The sequence below is a fragment of the Mycobacterium sp. NTMscope_Eco_3 genome, from assembly GCF_976985685.1.
Genome location: NZ_CDRJYZ010000001.1, coordinates 2,609,667 through 2,625,978 on the forward strand (window position 1 = coordinate 2,609,667; position 16,312 = coordinate 2,625,978).

At 64.2% G+C, this 16,312-nt stretch carries 15 protein-coding genes; 5 read left to right on the top strand and 10 right to left on the bottom strand.

Features of this window, described 5'->3' with window-relative positions; genetic code table 11:
• Window positions 1–123: 123 nt before the first annotated feature.
• Window positions 124–1,563 (bottom strand): class I adenylate-forming enzyme family protein, encoded by a 1,440-nt coding sequence (locus AC0KTM_RS11910; RefSeq protein ID WP_472415581.1) that lies wholly within the window; start codon window positions 1,561–1,563, stop codon window positions 124–126.
• Between the two features lie 117 nt (window positions 1,564–1,680).
• Between AC0KTM_RS11910 and AC0KTM_RS11915 the strand changes: the two genes are divergently transcribed.
• The 4 genes from AC0KTM_RS11915 to AC0KTM_RS11930 all read left to right on the top strand — a co-directional run bounded on the left by AC0KTM_RS11915 (window position 1,681) and on the right by AC0KTM_RS11930 (window position 5,293).
• Window positions 1,681–2,502 (top strand): SDR family NAD(P)-dependent oxidoreductase, encoded by an 822-nt coding sequence (locus AC0KTM_RS11915; protein WP_201407109.1) that lies wholly within the window; start codon window positions 1,681–1,683, stop codon window positions 2,500–2,502.
• Window positions 2,499–3,641: an acyl-CoA dehydrogenase family protein gene (locus AC0KTM_RS11920; protein ID WP_201407110.1), complete on the top strand. Its 1,143-nt coding sequence runs from the start codon at window positions 2,499–2,501 to the stop codon at window positions 3,639–3,641. Before AC0KTM_RS11915 ends, AC0KTM_RS11920 begins: the two co-directional genes overlap by 4 nt.
• Window positions 3,638–4,108 carry a Zn-ribbon domain-containing OB-fold protein gene (locus tag AC0KTM_RS11925; RefSeq protein ID WP_041784993.1) on the top strand — a complete coding sequence of 157 codons (471 nt, stop codon included), beginning with the start codon at window positions 3,638–3,640 and terminating at the stop codon, window positions 4,106–4,108. The genes AC0KTM_RS11920 and AC0KTM_RS11925 overlap by 4 nt, the downstream gene beginning before the upstream one ends.
• Before the next feature lie 66 nt (window positions 4,109–4,174).
• A complete protein-coding gene (locus tag AC0KTM_RS11930) occupies window positions 4,175–5,293 on the top strand; it encodes a phosphotransferase (protein WP_064939870.1) in 1,119 nt (372 codons plus the stop codon).
• 152 nt (window positions 5,294–5,445) lie between these two features.
• Here AC0KTM_RS11930 and AC0KTM_RS11935 read toward each other — a convergent pair whose 3' ends face one another.
• The 8 genes from AC0KTM_RS11935 to AC0KTM_RS11970 form a co-directional block, all read right to left on the bottom strand.
• Window positions 5,446–6,462, bottom strand: a complete 1,017-nt coding sequence (locus AC0KTM_RS11935) for a PEP/pyruvate-binding domain-containing protein (RefSeq protein WP_472415582.1) — start codon at window positions 6,460–6,462, stop codon at window positions 5,446–5,448.
• Between the two features lie 15 nt (window positions 6,463–6,477).
• A complete protein-coding gene (locus AC0KTM_RS11940; RefSeq protein ID WP_064939866.1) occupies window positions 6,478–6,888 on the bottom strand; it encodes a Zn-ribbon domain-containing OB-fold protein in 411 nt (136 codons plus the stop codon).
• A complete protein-coding gene (locus AC0KTM_RS11945) occupies window positions 6,885–8,021 on the bottom strand; it encodes a thiolase C-terminal domain-containing protein (protein WP_064939864.1) in 1,137 nt (378 codons plus the stop codon). Before AC0KTM_RS11945 ends, AC0KTM_RS11940 begins: the two co-directional genes overlap by 4 nt.
• A 13-nt stretch (window positions 8,022–8,034) precedes the next feature.
• On the bottom strand, window positions 8,035–10,185 hold the full coding sequence (locus AC0KTM_RS11950; protein ID WP_472415583.1) for an acyl-CoA dehydrogenase: 2,151 nt from the start codon (window positions 10,183–10,185) through the stop codon (window positions 8,035–8,037).
• A 19-nt stretch (window positions 10,186–10,204) separates the two neighbouring features.
• Window positions 10,205–10,813: a nitroreductase family protein gene (locus AC0KTM_RS11955; protein ID WP_064939860.1), complete on the bottom strand. Its 609-nt coding sequence runs from the start codon at window positions 10,811–10,813 to the stop codon at window positions 10,205–10,207.
• A complete protein-coding gene (locus tag AC0KTM_RS11960) occupies window positions 10,813–11,178 on the bottom strand; it encodes a DUF4286 family protein (RefSeq protein WP_064939858.1) in 366 nt (121 codons plus the stop codon). Before AC0KTM_RS11960 ends, AC0KTM_RS11955 begins: the two co-directional genes overlap by 1 nt.
• A 61-nt stretch (window positions 11,179–11,239) precedes the next feature.
• Window positions 11,240–12,256 carry a hypothetical protein gene (locus AC0KTM_RS11965; protein ID WP_064939856.1) on the bottom strand — a complete coding sequence of 339 codons (1,017 nt, stop codon included), beginning with the start codon at window positions 12,254–12,256 and terminating at the stop codon, window positions 11,240–11,242.
• Window positions 12,253–13,875, bottom strand: coding sequence for a PEP-utilizing enzyme (locus AC0KTM_RS11970; RefSeq protein WP_472415584.1), 1,623 nt, complete (start codon window positions 13,873–13,875; stop codon window positions 12,253–12,255). The genes AC0KTM_RS11965 and AC0KTM_RS11970 overlap by 4 nt, the downstream gene beginning before the upstream one ends.
• Before the next feature lie 216 nt (window positions 13,876–14,091).
• Between AC0KTM_RS11970 and AC0KTM_RS11975 the strand changes: the two genes are divergently transcribed.
• Window positions 14,092–15,012 carry a TIGR03619 family F420-dependent LLM class oxidoreductase gene (locus AC0KTM_RS11975; RefSeq protein ID WP_041784995.1) on the top strand — a complete coding sequence of 307 codons (921 nt, stop codon included), beginning with the start codon at window positions 14,092–14,094 and terminating at the stop codon, window positions 15,010–15,012.
• 24 nt (window positions 15,013–15,036) lie between these two features.
• On the opposite strand, the gene AC0KTM_RS11980 is transcribed toward AC0KTM_RS11975, so the two are convergent.
• The gene (locus AC0KTM_RS11980) at window positions 15,037–16,227 is read right to left on the bottom strand and encodes a cytochrome P450 (protein ID WP_472415585.1); all 1,191 of its coding nucleotides are present in this window, start codon (window positions 16,225–16,227) and stop codon (window positions 15,037–15,039) included.
• Between the last annotated feature and the right edge of the window lie 85 nt (window positions 16,228–16,312).

A 16,312-nucleotide genomic window follows, 5' to 3' on the forward strand; every position in this document is an offset into this window, starting at 1 on the left:
CGCTGTTCGGGATTCCCTTCGGCGAAATGCCAACGGGTAGAGCTCCGACGGTTACGTCTTCGCCAAATCCTCGGGAATGCGACGCCCCCTCCTCCTGGTCCAGCGTGTACAGATAACTCACGTTCATGCATCGTCCTGACGCGCAAGATGTGCCGCCCGAAGTGTGGCGCGAACGACCTTGCCGGCACTACTGAGCGGCAGCTCGGCGACCGAATACCAATACTGCGGAATCTTGAAGCCGGCGAGCTTGACCCGGGCGAAGGACCCTAGCTCCTGGGGCCGTGGGGGATGAGCCAAGTCTGTCGGAACTATGAACGCGGCCAAGGTTTCTCCGAGTCGCGGGTCTGGCACGCCCACAACGCCGACCGCGGCAACCGCGGGGTGAGCGCTGAGCACATTCTCGACTTCGAGCGGATAGATGTTTTCCCCACCGCGAACCACCATGTCGTGTCGACGACCGCAAAGACGGAGATAACCGTCGGCATCCATCGCACCCAGATCACCGGTGTGCAACCATCCATCGGCGGCCTGGGCGGAAAGGTGCGCCGCGGCGGCGAACACTTCGCCAATTCCTGCTCGGTCCGGCTCGTCGATTCGCAGACGGAGCCCGCTCACCGGCCGACCGACGCTGTACAGGATCTCGGGATTTTTGACCGCGGCCAATCGATGATCGTCTGGGCTCAGGCTGGTGATCGGGCTGCCCTCGGTTTGGCCGTAGAGACTTACCATGGCGACGTCTGGCAGCACGTCAAGGACCCGTCGCAACGTCTCGACGGTGATCGGCGAAGCACCATAGATCAATGTCTTAAGCGGAACTGCGTCGAGCAGCCGCTCGCTGAGCAACATCTCGATCATCGTCGGCACGAGCAGGCAGTGGGTGGCCTGGAGTTGCTTGAGGTTGCGCCACCAGTCGAAGGAGAACCTGTTGGTGGGGATAACCGCTGCCCCGGCCGTGAGCGCTACCAGGACGTTGCCCAGTCCCCCGATGTGATGCAACGGTGAGCCGGTGGCATAGCGATCGTCGGGGCCGATTCCGATCAAGCGGCGTAGCAGCTCGGCGCGGGCGCCGAGCACTCGCTCGGTGAGCGGGACCATTTTGGGAACTCCGGTTGTTCCCGCGGTGTGCAGGTAGATTGCCGTGGGAGCTGGTTCCGGATGCAACGGACGCCTCGACACTGGCAGGGAAGATATTGACACCACCCGTATCCCAACCGCGTCGGCGACCTGCCGAGCCGTCTCGACGAACGCCGCGTCGGCGAGAAGGACGGGCGAGCGGCTCCGGCGCACCGTTTCGGCCAACTCCGCAGCGGTCTGCCTAGGTCCGAGCGGAGCGAGTGGTCGATTGGCGGCGGCACCGCCGAACAGCAATGCCAGCGCATCGGCGTTGGTGGTGAGCAACCCAGGGATGGGCTGACCTGGCTGAACGTCGAGATCGACGAGCAGGTCCGCAGCTGTGACGCTCATGCCGATCAGTTCACGGCCAGTGACACAGCCCGCTTCGCCGATGACCGCTGCACGTTCACTGCGCTCGTGGACAGCGCAGATTCGCTCCAGCCACTTCATCCGAGCGGGTGAACCGGACTCGTCGGGCGGAACGCCATCGCGTCTCTCCTAGCCATTTGATCAAAACGATAAATAGTTTACTGTTTATGTGAAATGTCGCAAAGGAGGGCCGGCTGCGTGCGGATCATTGTCACCGGCGGGAATAGTGGCGTCGGGAAGGCGACCGCCCATGCGATGGCCGCCGCCGGCCACGAAGTGGTGATCGCCTGCCGCACCCCAACGAAGGCGTATGAGGCCGCTTCGTCGATGCCCGGCGACGTCCAAGTGCGCGAGTTAGACCTGGCCGACCTCACCAGCGTGCGTAAGTTCGCCGACACCGTCGACTATGTCGACGTGTTGGTGAACAACGCTGGTGTGTTGGGCTTGCCGTTGACTCGAACCGCGGACGGCTTCGAGGCTCACATGGGCACTAATCATCTTGGCCACTTCGCGTTGACCTGCCTTCTCGGCGACCGGATCCGCGACCGGGTCGTGGCGGTGGCCAGCACCAACTACACCACCGCTCGCATGCACTTCGATGACCTCAACTATCACCATCGCCGTTACAACCCATGGTCGGCATACGGGGAATCCAAGCTGGCGAACCTGCTGTTTGTGCGGGAATTGGTCGCCCGCGGCAAGACCGCCTATGCCTCCGATCCCGGCATGACCGACACCGGGATCACGCGTAACGGCTCGGGAGTATTGCAGTGGGCGGGCCGAGTGCTCTCGCCGCGCATCGCACAGAGCCCAGCTGACGGGGCCCGCTCGACCATTCAGGCGATCACCACGACATTGCCCAACGGCACCTACATTGCGCCGCGCGGCCTGATGCACCAGTGGGGCACACCGAAGCCCACCAAACTCAGAGAAAAGGCGCGCGACGCGGACAGCGCGCGACGGTTGTGGGATATCTCGGCTGAGCTCACGGGCTGCGAGTGGCAGGACAGCCATTCATGACTATCGAACGACTGCTGCCGACGCCAGAAGCACGCGAACTCGTTCGACTGGCCGCCGAGGTCGCCGACAAGGTGCTTGATCCAATCGTCGACGAGCATGAGAAGAGCGAGGCCTATCCCGAGGGAGTCTTCGCGACTCTGGGTGAGACTGGGCTGCTGACACTGCCGCACCCGCAGGAATGGGGCGGTGGCGGACAGCCCTACGAGGTATACCTGCAGGTTCTCGAGGAATTGGCCGCCCGGTGGGCGGCAGTCGCCGTGGCTGTCAGCGTCCACGTGCTCGCCTGCCATCCGTTGATCGCGTACGGCACCGACGAGCAACGACAGCGGTGGCTGCCGATCATGCTGGGTGGTCACACGATCGGTGCCTACAGCTTGTCCGAGCCGCAGGCCGGTTCCGACGCCGCCGCACTGACCTGTAAGGCCGCCGCAGTCGATGGCGGTTACCGCGTCAACGGCGCCAAGGCGTGGATCACCCATGGCGGCATAGCAGACTTCTACAGCCTCTTCGCCCGCACGGGTGAAGGTGGACAAGGCATTTCATGCTTCTTGGTCGAAAAGGACACCGACGGACTTACGTTCGGCAAACCCGAGGAGAAGATGGGCTTGCATGCCATCCCGACCACCACAGCGCACTACGACAATGCGTTCGTGTCTGCCAAACGGCGGATCGGCGCCGAGGGCGAGGGCCTCCAGATTGCCTTCAGCGCACTGGATTCCGGGCGCCTGGGCATCGCCGCGGTGGCCGTCGGGCTGGCGCAGGCCGCACTCGACGAGGCGGTTTCCTACTCCCAACAACGGACGACTTTCGGCCGCAAGATCATCGATCATCAAGGCCTGGCGTTCCTGCTGGCCGACATGGCAGCCGCGGTCGACTCTGCGCGCGCCACGTACCTGGACGCGGCGCGCCGCCGTGATGCCGGACTGCCCTACTCGCGCAACGCCTCGGTGGCAAAGCTCATTGCCACCGACGCCGCAATGAAGGTCACCACCGACGCCGTGCAGGTTTTCGGCGGCTATGGCTACACCAGGGATTACCGTGTCGAGCGCTACATGCGCGAAGCCAAAATCACCCAGATCTTCGAAGGCACCAACCAGATTCAGCGGCTGGTCATTGGTCGATCGTTGGTCGGATCATGACAGTCGAGATCGGTTCAACAGACGGCGCCTACGAGCGCCCCCAGTTGCGATTGGCGCCCAGCCCAACCGCCGAGTCGCATGCGTTCTGGGCCGGAGGGCGCAACGGCGAGTTGTTGATCACCCGCTGCCATGGCTGCGGCCACTTCTTTCACCCGCCGGGACCGGCCTGCTGGCGTTGCCGAAGCACAGACGTTGCACCGGAGCCCGTCTCCGGACGGGCAGCCGTCGCGGCGTATACCGTCAACCGCCAGAGTTGGATTCCGGGTTTCGATCCGCCATACATCGTGGCGATGGTCGAGCTCGCCGAGGAGCCCGATACACGGCTGATTTCGAACGTGGTCGACGTTGCCCCGGACGAGATCAGCGTCGGGATGGCCGTCGAAGTTTTTTTCGAAGACTGGACCGCGTTGTCGGGCGAGGAAGAAAGCCGGGTGTGGTTGCCGTTGTTTCGGCCGGTCAAAAACTGATCTCGTCCCTGGGCCAGATGCTGCTAATGTGACAGTCAACTGTCAAACCGTCGATGAGGACGTGAGATGACCAGCCAAGCCTTGCCCGTCACGCTGCGCTCGCCCGCGGACCTGACACCAGCCGTTCTGACCTCGCTGCTGCGTCGCCACCGGCCCGCGGTGACGGTCACCGACGTGCGGGTCCGGACCACCTGGCAAGGGACCACCTCACACATCCACCTCGACGTGGACTACGCCGATGACGACACCGGCTTACCTTCAAAGCTTTTCGTCAAGACACAACTTGGCACGGTGCACGATCTTCCCGCCGCGGTCGACGAGTCGCTATCGGAGGGCGGCGGCGGGACGGTTATGTTGGATGACGAGACGAAGTTCTATCGCAATCTTCGTGACGATCTCGACGTCGAGACCATGACGACCTACTTCGCTGAACATCTCGACGGACCGTCACAGTTCTTGGTGATCGGCGAAGACATCACGATGCGCGGAGCGCGGGTGCCCGACGCGGAGGCCGGTCTGCCCGTCGAGCAGGTCGACGAGCTGCTGGCGACGTTGAGCCGTGTGCACGCCCCGTTCTGGGCGAATCCGAGGCTCGATGGGCGCGGCGACCTGGCGTGGCTGCAGCATCCCGTCACCGGAGGGTTCGCAGAATTCCTGCGCACCAATGGATTCGCGATTATCCGTGCGTTCATCGACATTCCCTATAAGCGGGAGCTTCTTAACGCAACCGGCGCCGACATGGACAGTATGGAGGCAGCGTTCTGGACCCTGCAGGATCGCGTGGCTCACGATCCGATCACGCTGTTGCACGGGGACCCGCACCCGCGCAACACATATGTTCTCCCCGACGGCCGAGTGGGGCTACTGGACTGGCAGTTGGTGCGGCGGGGCTCGTGGTCCCACGACGTCGGATACGCATTGATCGGCGCGCTGCCGCCTGCTTCGCGTCGCGAGCACGAGCGTGAACTGCTCGACAACTACCGCGGGCGACTGCTCGATGCCGGCGTCTCGTCCGTGCCGGATCGCGAGCAGATGTGGACCGCCTATCGGCAGAGTCCGGCGTGGGGGTTTTGCATGTGGGCCATTACGCCCGATCAGATGTATTCCGTCGAGATCGTGCGTGCTGTGCTTGGCCGCTTCGCCGAGGCCTATTCGGACCTCGACACCGGTAAGTTGCTGAGCTGAGGAACGGCACCGTTTCCGAGACGTCGGTCGGACGCCGCGAACCAGGTCGATGCGGCACGAGTAGGGTTGGCGCACAACATCGGTGGGCCGGCCGAGCGCTCACCGGCGTAGTGGTGCAGGACGTTCGGCTCGCGCCATCCTTCGGGCTGGGGCTATCGGTTATTCCAGACCGTCTCCGGTCTGGCCTGCAGCAGATGAACCTCACCGGAGGCATCCACGGCCCACTCGACGTCCACGGCGTACCCGGCGTTCTGCTCAATTTGTAGGGCGAGGCGCGCAACCCGTAGCAGCGTGTCGTCATCGAGGCTCGGTGCGTCGCCCTCGCCGGGGGCGAGATCGACAATCCTGACCGCCCCGGACTCGTACCGATGGGCGCGAGTCTGGCGCGCAATCTCCCGCCTGCGCAAGCATAAGGCGGCCTTATCGACCCAGGCGCTGTCGGTTTCCACATCGCCGTTGACCACGCCTTCACCCAGGCCGAGGGCTGACGCGATATAGATCTGGTCACGGTCTCCCGTCACCGGCTCCAACGTCATCGTCACCCCCGCCGCCACGGCCGGCACCATTTGCTGAACAACCACCGCCATCGCGACATCATCGGAAGCCACGTTGAACCGCCGGCGATACCCGATCGCCCGCGTTGTATACAGACTTGCCCAACAACGGACAACGGCATCAAGCAGCGCGGGCTCACCCTCGATCCACAGATAGGTATCTTGCTGACCGGCGAACGACGCCTCGGCCGTGTCCTCTGCGACCGCGCTTGACCGTACCGCCACTGGTCCGCCGCCGATCTGGGCGTAAGCCTCCACAACCTGGACAGCGAGGTGCTCCGGGAGGGCGACTTGATCGAATAGCGCGGTGATTGCCGCCGACCTGTCCCGGTCGGTCCCCGTTGTCGTCAGTAGTTCGGCGATGCGTGGCGCCACTCCAGCGGCGGCAACGGCCTCGCGGTAGGCGCTCACGGTTATTACAAACCCTGGGGGAACCGACAGACCTTGTTTGGTCAGCGCCCCAAGGCCTATCGCCTTGCCGCCTACCTCGGCCCCTAGCTCCGAACTACACCGATGCAGCGGAACGACATGCATCGCCATGTGTTCCGCCCGGTGCGTACCTTCTGGCAAACCCCGGTTGTTAACCGTGCCGGCGGGCTTTTGACCAATTGTCATAGTGGTCGCCTACCTCTACTTGATGACGAATTCAGGTATGCGATAACCGCTGTCGCCGAGGTCGACGATGCGCATCTGCACCGGTTGCCCGATTCGGACATCGGCTGGATCCGCATCGATGACCGCATTGATCCGCAGGCCCGGCTGCTCCACGAGTTCGACGAGCCCGACGACGTAAGGGGGCACGCGGCCGGGAACGAGCGCCTGGCGGACCACAATGTAGCTGAAGATCGTGCCGTCGCCGCTGACTTCCTCGAAGTGTACGGGGCCGCCGGTGTGGCGGCTGCGTTCCAACGGTGGGTGGATCCACTTGCCGGTGTCGTCGCAGCGGCACAGCATCAACTTGCCGAGCTTCAGACCCTCCCAGTAAGACGCCGTATCAGGGTCAGGTACTGGAACCGGCGCCGCTAGTGCAGTATTCGTCACGGGTGCTCCTTGCTGTAGACGTTCGCACCGCCGAAAGGCCCGCCGCCCGCGGTCACTAATGCCAGTTGGGCGTCCTTGACCTGCCGCACGCCGGCCGCGTGCCGTAGTTGCAGCGCTGCCTCGTAGTGGTGGTTGAGGCCGTGGATATAACCTTCGGACAACAGCCCACCGTGCGGGTTGACGACGACGTCACCGCCGTAGGTGGCGCGTCCGGTCGAGAAGAACTTGCCCACTTCGCCTTTTTCGCAGAAGCCGAATCCCTCCATGGTGGCCATCACGGTGTAGGTGAAGCAGTCGTACATGCACGCCACGTCCATGTCGAAGGGACTCAGGCCTGTCTTCTCCCAGATCTTCGGTCCCGCTGTGCGCGAGTACATCTCGGTGGGGTCGTCCCATTCGGTCCAGCCGGAGCCTCCCTGCGAGTTCGACGACCCGACGAGCCACATCGGGGGCTGCTTCGCGTCGCGGGCGATGTCTTCGCCGGCGATCAGCACAGCTACCGCGCCGTCGACCTCCGATGTGCAATCCAGTACCCGGAACGGCTCGTTGATCCAGCGCGCGGCCAGATAGTCATCCATAGTGAGGGGTTCGCGACGCAGCGCGTGCTCGTTGGGTCCCGCGTGATTGCGTTGGGTGATTGCGATGTGGCCTAAATCCTCGCTCGTTGAACCGAATTCATGCTGGTGACGCCGGGCCCACATCGCGAACCACTGCGGCGGCACCATGAATCCGGAGGCCGTGTCGAACTGGTCGTGGTGCTGCACCTGCATCGGCCCCTCGACGTGACCGAACCGGTAACCCGAGCGGCCGTTGAGTGACCGGTAGACCAGCACGGCCTTGCACATGCCGGCCTCAATCACTGCAGCGGCGGTGGCGATTTGGTCGGCCACCAGGTTGCCGCCACCGTACATGGCATTGGCCCAAGCTAATTCGTCGATACCCAACGCCCACCCGACAAAGATCGGCTGCTCAGAGTCGTTGGCCATAAAGGTGCAGATGCCGTCGACGTCCGTCGGCCTCAGACCGGCATCATCGATGGCATCGCGACAGGCGGCCACGGCCATGCCGCGGGTCGTGCGGCCGGAGTTGCGGGAATACTCGGTACGGCCGATCCCGACGACGGCACAGGTCATGCGGCTCTCCGATCTACTTTGGCGCCGGATCGCGCGGCAGGCCGAGAATGCGCTCGGCGATCAGGTTTCTGACGATCTCCGACGTGCCGCCCGCGATGGTCAAGCACCGGCTGAACAGGTAATCGTGCACAACCTCGGGTTCCTCGCCGAGCAGAATGGCCTGACGGGCAATGCGGAGCCCCAGCTCCGCCACGCGCTGAGCATGCTCCGCTCCAAACAGCTTGGCGATGTTCCCTTCGATTCCGGGCCCGGCGTCGAAGACAGCCCTCGCAGCCTGCCGCAGGTTCAGCGTGGCCAGCGTGTAGGCCTCGATCAACAGCGCACCAACGTCACGCGCGACGCAGGTGTCGTGGGGCCGGTGGCGAGCCAGCAGATCGATCAACGTGTCGGCGGTCATGGTGACCGAGCCACCGCCGATCGACACTCGCTCGTTGCCGAATGCCGCCATCGCCACGCGCCAGCCTGCATTCACCCCGCCGACCACGTTGCGATCGGGCACGAACACGTCGTCGAAAAACACCTCGTTGAACAGCGTTTCGCCGGTGATCTCGGTCAGCGGGCGAATCTGCACCGCCGGATCGGTGAGGTCAATGATCATCGCTGTAATACCCTTGTGCTTGGGCGCATTCGGATCGGTGCGCACGGTGGCCAGCCCGCGCTGGCAGTTCACCGCGTCACTGGTCCACACTTTCTGACCGGTGACCACCCAGCCGTCGTCGACCCGTCTGGCCTTGGTGGCTACCGCCGCCGCGTCCGAGCCGGCGCCAGGTTCGCTAAACAGCTGGCACCACCGCAACTCGCCTTCGAGGCTCGGCCAGATCAATCGCTCGATCTGTTCGCTGCTGCCATGCTGGAGCAGCGTCGGCACCACCCATTCACCCAGTCCGAGGCTCGGCTTGTCCAGACCGCCCAAGGCGTCCTCGATGATCAACTGCTCGACGCTGTCTGCACCACGCCCGTACGGGGTGGGCCAATGCGGTTGCAGGTAACCGCTGCGCGCCCAGAGTCTTTGGCGATCGTCGGCGTCGGACGCCTCGAGTTCAGAGCGGAAATCCAGTGCGGCCTGGCGATACTGCTCGGCGCCCTGGGGTAGGTCTACCGAGTGCCGCCGACGCATTCCGCTGCCTTGCAGCGCGATAACCTTGTCCCGCAAAGCATCCTGGTCACCAACGAAGGCCTGCAACACGGTGGCCCGCCTGATGTAGAGGTGGGCGTCGTGCTCCCAGGTGTAGCCGATGCCGCCGTGAACCTGCACGTTCTGCAACGCCACCCGCTGATAGGCGGTCAGCGCATGCCCGGCTGCCATCGTCGCGGCCAGCTCAGCCTCCGCGCCAACGGCGCGCGCGGCGTCCCAGGTTGCCGCGACGGCCAGCTCGGTATCCACCAGCATGTTCGCGCAGTGGTGTTTGACCGCCTGAAAAGAGCCAATAGGCCTGCCGAATTGTTCGCGGCCGGCGGCGTAGGCCGTCGCCATCTCGGTACACGCACCCAGCCCGCCAACGGCTTCGGCCGCGGCCAGCAGCCGAAGAATGCGCACCGCTGCCCCGGCGGCGGCCGGGAAGACGTCGGCGACCTGCACGGAGCTCAGGCTGGCCACGACAACCGGTGCAAGTAGCCGGTCCACCGAGTCGACGCATCGTGTACTGACGCCGTCACCGGCCTGAACCAAAACGAGGTCGTCGCCCGCGGGCAGCAGGAACAAGTCTGCGCCCGGCTCGGCCAGTGCCGGCGCCCCGGCGGCCGAGACCTTCGAATCGTGAACAACAACATCGCCTTTGGTGCCAATGCCCGCGATCACGTCACCAGACACCAGCCGCGGTAACCACCGCTCTCGCTGCCCGTCGGTCCCTACTTCGGCGATCACCGCGGACACTGCGACGGTGGGCAGAAACGGTCCTCCCAGCGCGGCGCGACCGAGCTGCTCGAGCACGATCGTCAATTCAGGCAGTCCGTAACCCTGACCGTCGAACCGTTCGTCGATGTGCAGGCCAAGCCACCCGGTGGAGACCATCTCTTTCCAGAGTCCGTCGGTAGACCACCACCGACCGCCTTTGTCACGGTCGAGCAGGATCCGGCGTGCACTCACGGTGCCGGCGCGCCCGGCCACCATCGCGCCCGCCACGTCGGCGAGCGCGCGATGCTCCTCGGTTATCGCTAAGGGCATTGGCAGTTCTCCGTTATGTTCACCATGAGTTGCCAAACTGCTCGCGGTGGGTCACCGATGTCGCCGGGCGGCGGCGCGGTGGCGAGAGCTTGCGTGCGGGCGGGCCTACGTAGACCGCCGCCATTGGGATCAGGTTCTGGGGCAGTTGCAGCAGTTCGCGGACGCGATCGACACCGAAGGTGGTCAGGCCGGTAGTCAGACACGAGCCATAGCCGAGGTCGGCAGCGGCGAGCAGCATGTTCTGCACGGCCGGGTAGATCGATGACGGTGCGTAGACCTCGGGCACGCGATCGGTATCGGCGCACACCACCACCACGACCGGCGCCGCGGCGAAGCCGCCCTTGCTGAAACCGAATTCAAGGTCGGCGACCAATACCTTGTCCTCAACGCTATGCCTGACGTAGTCCCCGCCGCCCGCGTTCCACGTCTCCGTCCACCAAGCCGCTAGCAGCGCACGGTTGCTCTCGTCGCGGACCACGATGAACGTCCAAGGCTGGGTGTTCTCCGCGCTCGGCGCATGTACCGCGGCCGCCAGCATCTGCTCGACATCGGAGTCAGGTACCTTGCCGTCCGGATCGAAACGCCGACACGCACGCTGGGCGTGGATGCCCGCGAGCAACTCGCCCACTAGCGCTCCGCCAGTACACGTTCGCCGCGCGGCGCCCATCCGGTGAGGGAAACAGTGGTCAGATCGAGCCACTCCCCCAATGACAGCGTGCCGGCCATCACGCGCTTGAGGAACTGCGCCATGACGATCTCGGGGTCGTCGTCCAACTCGTAGATCACCATGTAACGGTGCGTCGGCGGCGGTAACTGAGCCGGCAGGTCCTCATCGTCGGGCACCTTCAGTTCGGTGATGTCGTAGCGTTGCGCCGCAACGACTCCGGGAACATCGAGAACCTCGGGCACATGCTGGGCGTCGTACCACTTGTTGAAGGCGTCATCTTCGCCTTCGATCGGGTTGGTAAGAGCTATGAACAGGTTCGAAGCCACGCCACACGCCTTTCTCGACGTCCAGGGTCCTCTGCCACATTATGACAGTCGACTGTCATAGTCAACGACGCGGCGGTGCGGTGAGACTCGACCTCTCGAGGTAGGCGTAGCCGGTCTCCCCGCCCCACGTCAGCTCGGCCCAGCTGACGGTGTAGGCCCGCGCCGGATCCACCAGCCCGTAGGGCAGGCCCTCGGCCATCGACAGCCACAGCGACGAGCAGATGGTGCCCGTGATCGGTTGACCGTCGAGCTTGCAGTTAAATTGCTCACCGTCGCGCTGCAACATCGCCGGTGGCGGGATCTCCTCCAGTTCCACGTGTCGCAGTGAGCCGTGGGTTACCGCGTAAGCACCCTGCAGCGTGGTACGCCCATCTCGGGCCCAGTACCTGCAGAAACCGAATGCGCGGCCGCTGGGCATGGCTCCCCCGGCGATGACGTGGCCGCCCCAGTCGGTGAGGGTGTCGGCACCGCGTGGTCCACGCGAATGATCGCGCCAGCCGCCACCATCGAACAGGAACGTCTCCGATCCTACGGTGACCTCGCCGACGACACGGGTGAGCTGCTCGTAGTGTTCTCTGGCCCAGCTCTGTTCGGCCATTCCCGCGCCCGACTCGGTCAGCGGACTGGCCTCGGCGTCCCACACCGGGGTCACACCGTGCACCTCCAGATCTAGCCGGACGTGGGTCTTAGGCCCGTCGGACAACGGAGCGCTGCGCATCGCGTCATAGGTAGACCGCAGACAGAATCCGTCAAAAGTGATGCGCCACTTGACGAACGGCTCTTCACAGCGGAAGGCCAGGCTGGCTCCTGCGGGCCGGCGCTCGGGCACAGTGCGGTGATACGCCCACATGGACAAGACTCCCTGGTCCGCGGGCAGCGCGATGAGGACACGGTCCTCCCACATCTCCCACATGTCGGCGACGGTGCCCAGATGCAGCCACATGCCGACGTCGTGCACAGGGTCGTAGGGCGTGAACAGCAGATTTTCGGTCCAGCAAGACACCGGCGGGCAAGTGGTCACGACTTGCTCCTTGGCCACGGGCAGACCCGAGGAGAGCGCGCCCGGCTCGACGCTCACTTCTCCACCATGGCCCGAGACCGGACCAGCACCACGATCTCACCGGTGGTCCCGTCCACCCTCACGACGTCGCCGCTGCGTAATGCCCTGGTGCCGTTCCCCGTTCCGACCACGCACGTGATACCGAGCTCGCGCGCGACGATCGCCCCGTGACTGGCGGGACTGCCCATGTCGGTTACCAGGGCACCCGCAAGCGAGACCAAGGCGGTCCAGCCAGGGTCGACGAACTTGCAAACCAGTACCTCGCCGTCGTCGAGGGTGTCGTGAGATTCCGCATCGACCACCACCCTTACGGTGCCTTCGAAGACCCCTGGGCCTGCGGGTGTTCCGTGAACGACGGCATCCGCTGGAGGCGGTTCGCACGACATCTCGATAGCCTCGGGCATCCCGGTGAAAACCGACGGCACCTCAAGGCGCCGGTACTCCTCGCGCCGGCTTCGACGAAACTCCACCAAATCGCGCACGTTCGCAGGAAGCGGAGCCAGCAGTTCATCCACAGTCAGGTAACAGGCGTCGTCAATCCGATCCAGCGTCCCGGCATCGACCAACTCAGCACCGAACCCGCCGGCGGCCGCGCGGCATCCATCAACGGCGGTCAGGAATGAGGCCTTGGTCAGTTCCACGGCTCGCACCTGTGCCCCAGTCAATGCCAGCAGCCGGCGCACCAATAGGCGTCTCGCCGGGGGAAGCGTTGAGAGCAAATCGGTCTCGGCGTGCCGGCGCGTCGATGCTGCACGTTCTGCGCGCACCGCCGGGCGGTCGGCCTCGGGCCTGCCGCTGTGGGCGGCGGCAGCACGCAGGACCGCTTCTGGGTCCTCCCGCCATGAATGCCCGATCACATTGCCCTCATTGGGGCCATGGAACCCGTGCCGAGAAAGAAACTCGTCCACCGTAATCCGTCGGTGCCCCAACGACCACACGTCATCGGCCAATTCGGTTTCGATCACGCCGCCGTACCCGGCCAACAGTGCGGGCACCAGATCACCACGACCCGCCTTGACGGCGATCGATTCGACCTGTGCGCGACACACATTGAGGATCAGCCGGGTGCGGACATGTACCCGCATCGCCGCACTGAACCGGTGCGACGAATCAGTCAGCAGAGTCCGCGGATCGGGCCATCGTCCATCTAGCACGGTTGCCCGCCACCAGTTCATCTGGCGTTGGTGCAAACGGACCGGAGCAGACCGCTCTCGCGCCAGCACCAACGGCGCCTTGACGACGACTGCCGGCAACCGGCGGGGGTCGCTACGGGTCGGAGCCGCATCGGGCCGCACTGCGCCCAACAAGTCGCGTTCGAAGTCGTCACCGGTCATTCCGGGCAGCAATCCGGCGAGTTCGCGGGCGCGATCGACGTTCATCGCTTGTCTGCCAAAGAAGCAGGCGGTGCTCCACTGATTCGGGTCGTCGGGTACCCGAAGTGCCGATGACCCCAGCACGCCGAAGTCGTAGAGGCCGCCGCGGGAAGCGAATTCGACACCGGTCCCCCACAGTGACCAGCACAGCGGGGAGAGGATATCGGGCGTCGCTTCGCCAACGTTCGTCAGAGTCCAGAGGCGATCAGGTTCGCTCCTGCCCCGGATCGGATTGGTTAAGGGCACCGCGGGGCCGGTATGCATGGTTCTCCTGCTCGCATATCTTGACAGTAGGCTGTCGTATCCGCATACGAGTATCGCATCAGACTAGCTGCCGTGTCAGCAGATTTGAATCTACGGACGCGGCAGCCCCGTGCTTGACGGGCGACAGTAGACTGTCATAATGAGCGAGTCGCTCGGCCTGGCGTCGGATCATTCAGTCAACGCTCCGCCAACGGGCATGAAATCGGAAGGTGCCAGATGAGATTCGCCGTGTACCTACCCAACTGCATGCATGTCGCAGCGATCACGCAGCCGTGGGAACACCAGCTCACCGGCGCTGATATCGCGCGAGCTGCCCAACGCGCCGAGCAGCTGGGCTATTCGATGGTGTTCCTGCCCGAACACTTCCTCACCCCGACGGGTCATGTGGAGTTGTCCGGGGACCACTACTTTGACGCCACCACTGCCCAGGCCTTCGTCGCGGGCGCAACTTCGACGATCACCATTGGGTCGATGGTCACGATTTTGCCGTTGCACAACCCGATCATCGCCGCGAAACAGATCGCAACGTTCGATTGGCTCAGTGGCGGTCGGGCCCAGACCACTGTCGGTGTCGGTTGGCTCAAGGAGGAGTATGACGCGATCGGCGTTCCCTTCTCCCAGCGTGGCCGTATAGCGGACGAGTGTCTTGAGGCGATGTTCGAGTTGTGGCACAGCGATTCGCCAAGCTTCGACGGCGACTTCGTCAAGTTCGACGACATCGCATTCGGGCCCAAACCAATCTCCAAACCCCACCCGACAGTGTGGATGGGTGGGGACGCCGACGCGGTGCTGCGCCGCGCGGCTAGGTTCGGCAACGGCTGGGCGCCATGGCTGACCAAGCCCGACGAACTGCCCGCCAAGATGGACTACCTACGCTCGCAGCCCGGGTTCGACGACCGGCCGTTCTCCCTGTTCTACAGCCTTGCGGTGCTGTCGATCGGTCAGGAGCACGCCGTCGTCGACGACCCCAATGCCCATTTTGGCCAGAGCGCCCAGCAGGTCATCGACAACTGCAACATGCTGGCCGAGCGTGGCGTGACGGACACCTGGGTCAACCCGCCCGCGTTGGACGGGTTGAATGCCTACCTCGACCACATGCAGTGGGTGGCTGAGGAAATCATCCCGAAGGTCGGATGAGGCTTCGCGCCACGACCGTCAGATTTACTGACCCCGCGATGACGGCTTGATGTTCAGCGGAACCGATTGCAGCGACATCGTCCCAGTCGGCCACGGCATCTGTGGCGGCTTGCCTTGAGCCAGAGTGTATTCGGGTATGCGGGAGTGCCATTCCTCGAGGATGAGTCGGAGTTCGAGACGCGCCAGATGCGAACCCAGACACCGGTGCGGTCCACGTCCGAACGCGAAGTGCACAACCTTGCTGTCGAGATGAACCTCATCGGCTTCCTGATACCGCCGCGGATCACGATCGGCGCTGCCATAACTGAGCATGACCGTGGTGTCCTTCGGCACGACCCTGCCCGCCACCTCGACCTCCTCGGTGATGACACGTGGCGCGAAAGGAACAGGTCCGTCGACGCGCAACATATCCTCGATGAACGCGGGAATGAGCCCGAAGTCGTTCGCGATACGGCGGCGCATCTTGGTGTCGGCCGCGAGCCTGGCCAGAGAAAACCCCACCGCAGAGGTGACGGTGTCGAGCCCGGCCAGCACGAACATGAAACAGAGGCCGAGGATCTCGTTGTCGGACATGCCACCCTCGTCGGTGTCTTGTATCAGCTGGGTGAGCATGTCGTCGCCGGTCGAATCGGCGCGCCGCTCTGCGATGTGCTCGGTTAGATAGGTGAACAGTTCCAGCGCGTGAGCCATCACCTCCGGGGTCGCCTCGGTGCTACTCGGATCGGTGAATTGCAGAATCGCATCCTTCCACTGCACCAGCCGGTCGCGGTCCGCCATGGGTAGCCCGAACAGCGTCAAAAACACCTGGGAAGGAAACGGTGTGGCGAGATCGGGCACCACATCGCACTCGCCGCGCGCGACGATGGCGTCAATCAACTCCCCGGCCTGCCTGCGTAATTCGGGCTCACGCTCAGCCATCTTCTTGGGGCTGAAGAACGGATCAAGCATTCGGCGGAACCGGGTGTGATCCGGCGGATCTATCGCGATCGGTACCAGCGGGACCGGGCTTCCCAGGCGGTCGAAAGCTTTTGCCGATGAGAAGATCTCAGGTCGCTTGGCCGCGAACTCGACGGCCTCGGCGCTGGTGAGCACGACCTCTTCGCCAGAACTCACCGCCTCGCCGGCCTCCCGCAGTTCCCGCCACGCGCGCGTGCGGTCCTCCGTGAAGGGCAGATCGTTGATGTTCAGCGTTCCGGTGATGCCGAGCTCGGTCATTGAGACCAGATCCTCTCTGCCCGCGCCGGTTAGCGCTCAAATTTCACTATGACAGTGCACTGTCATATATTGGAAGTATCGTTGG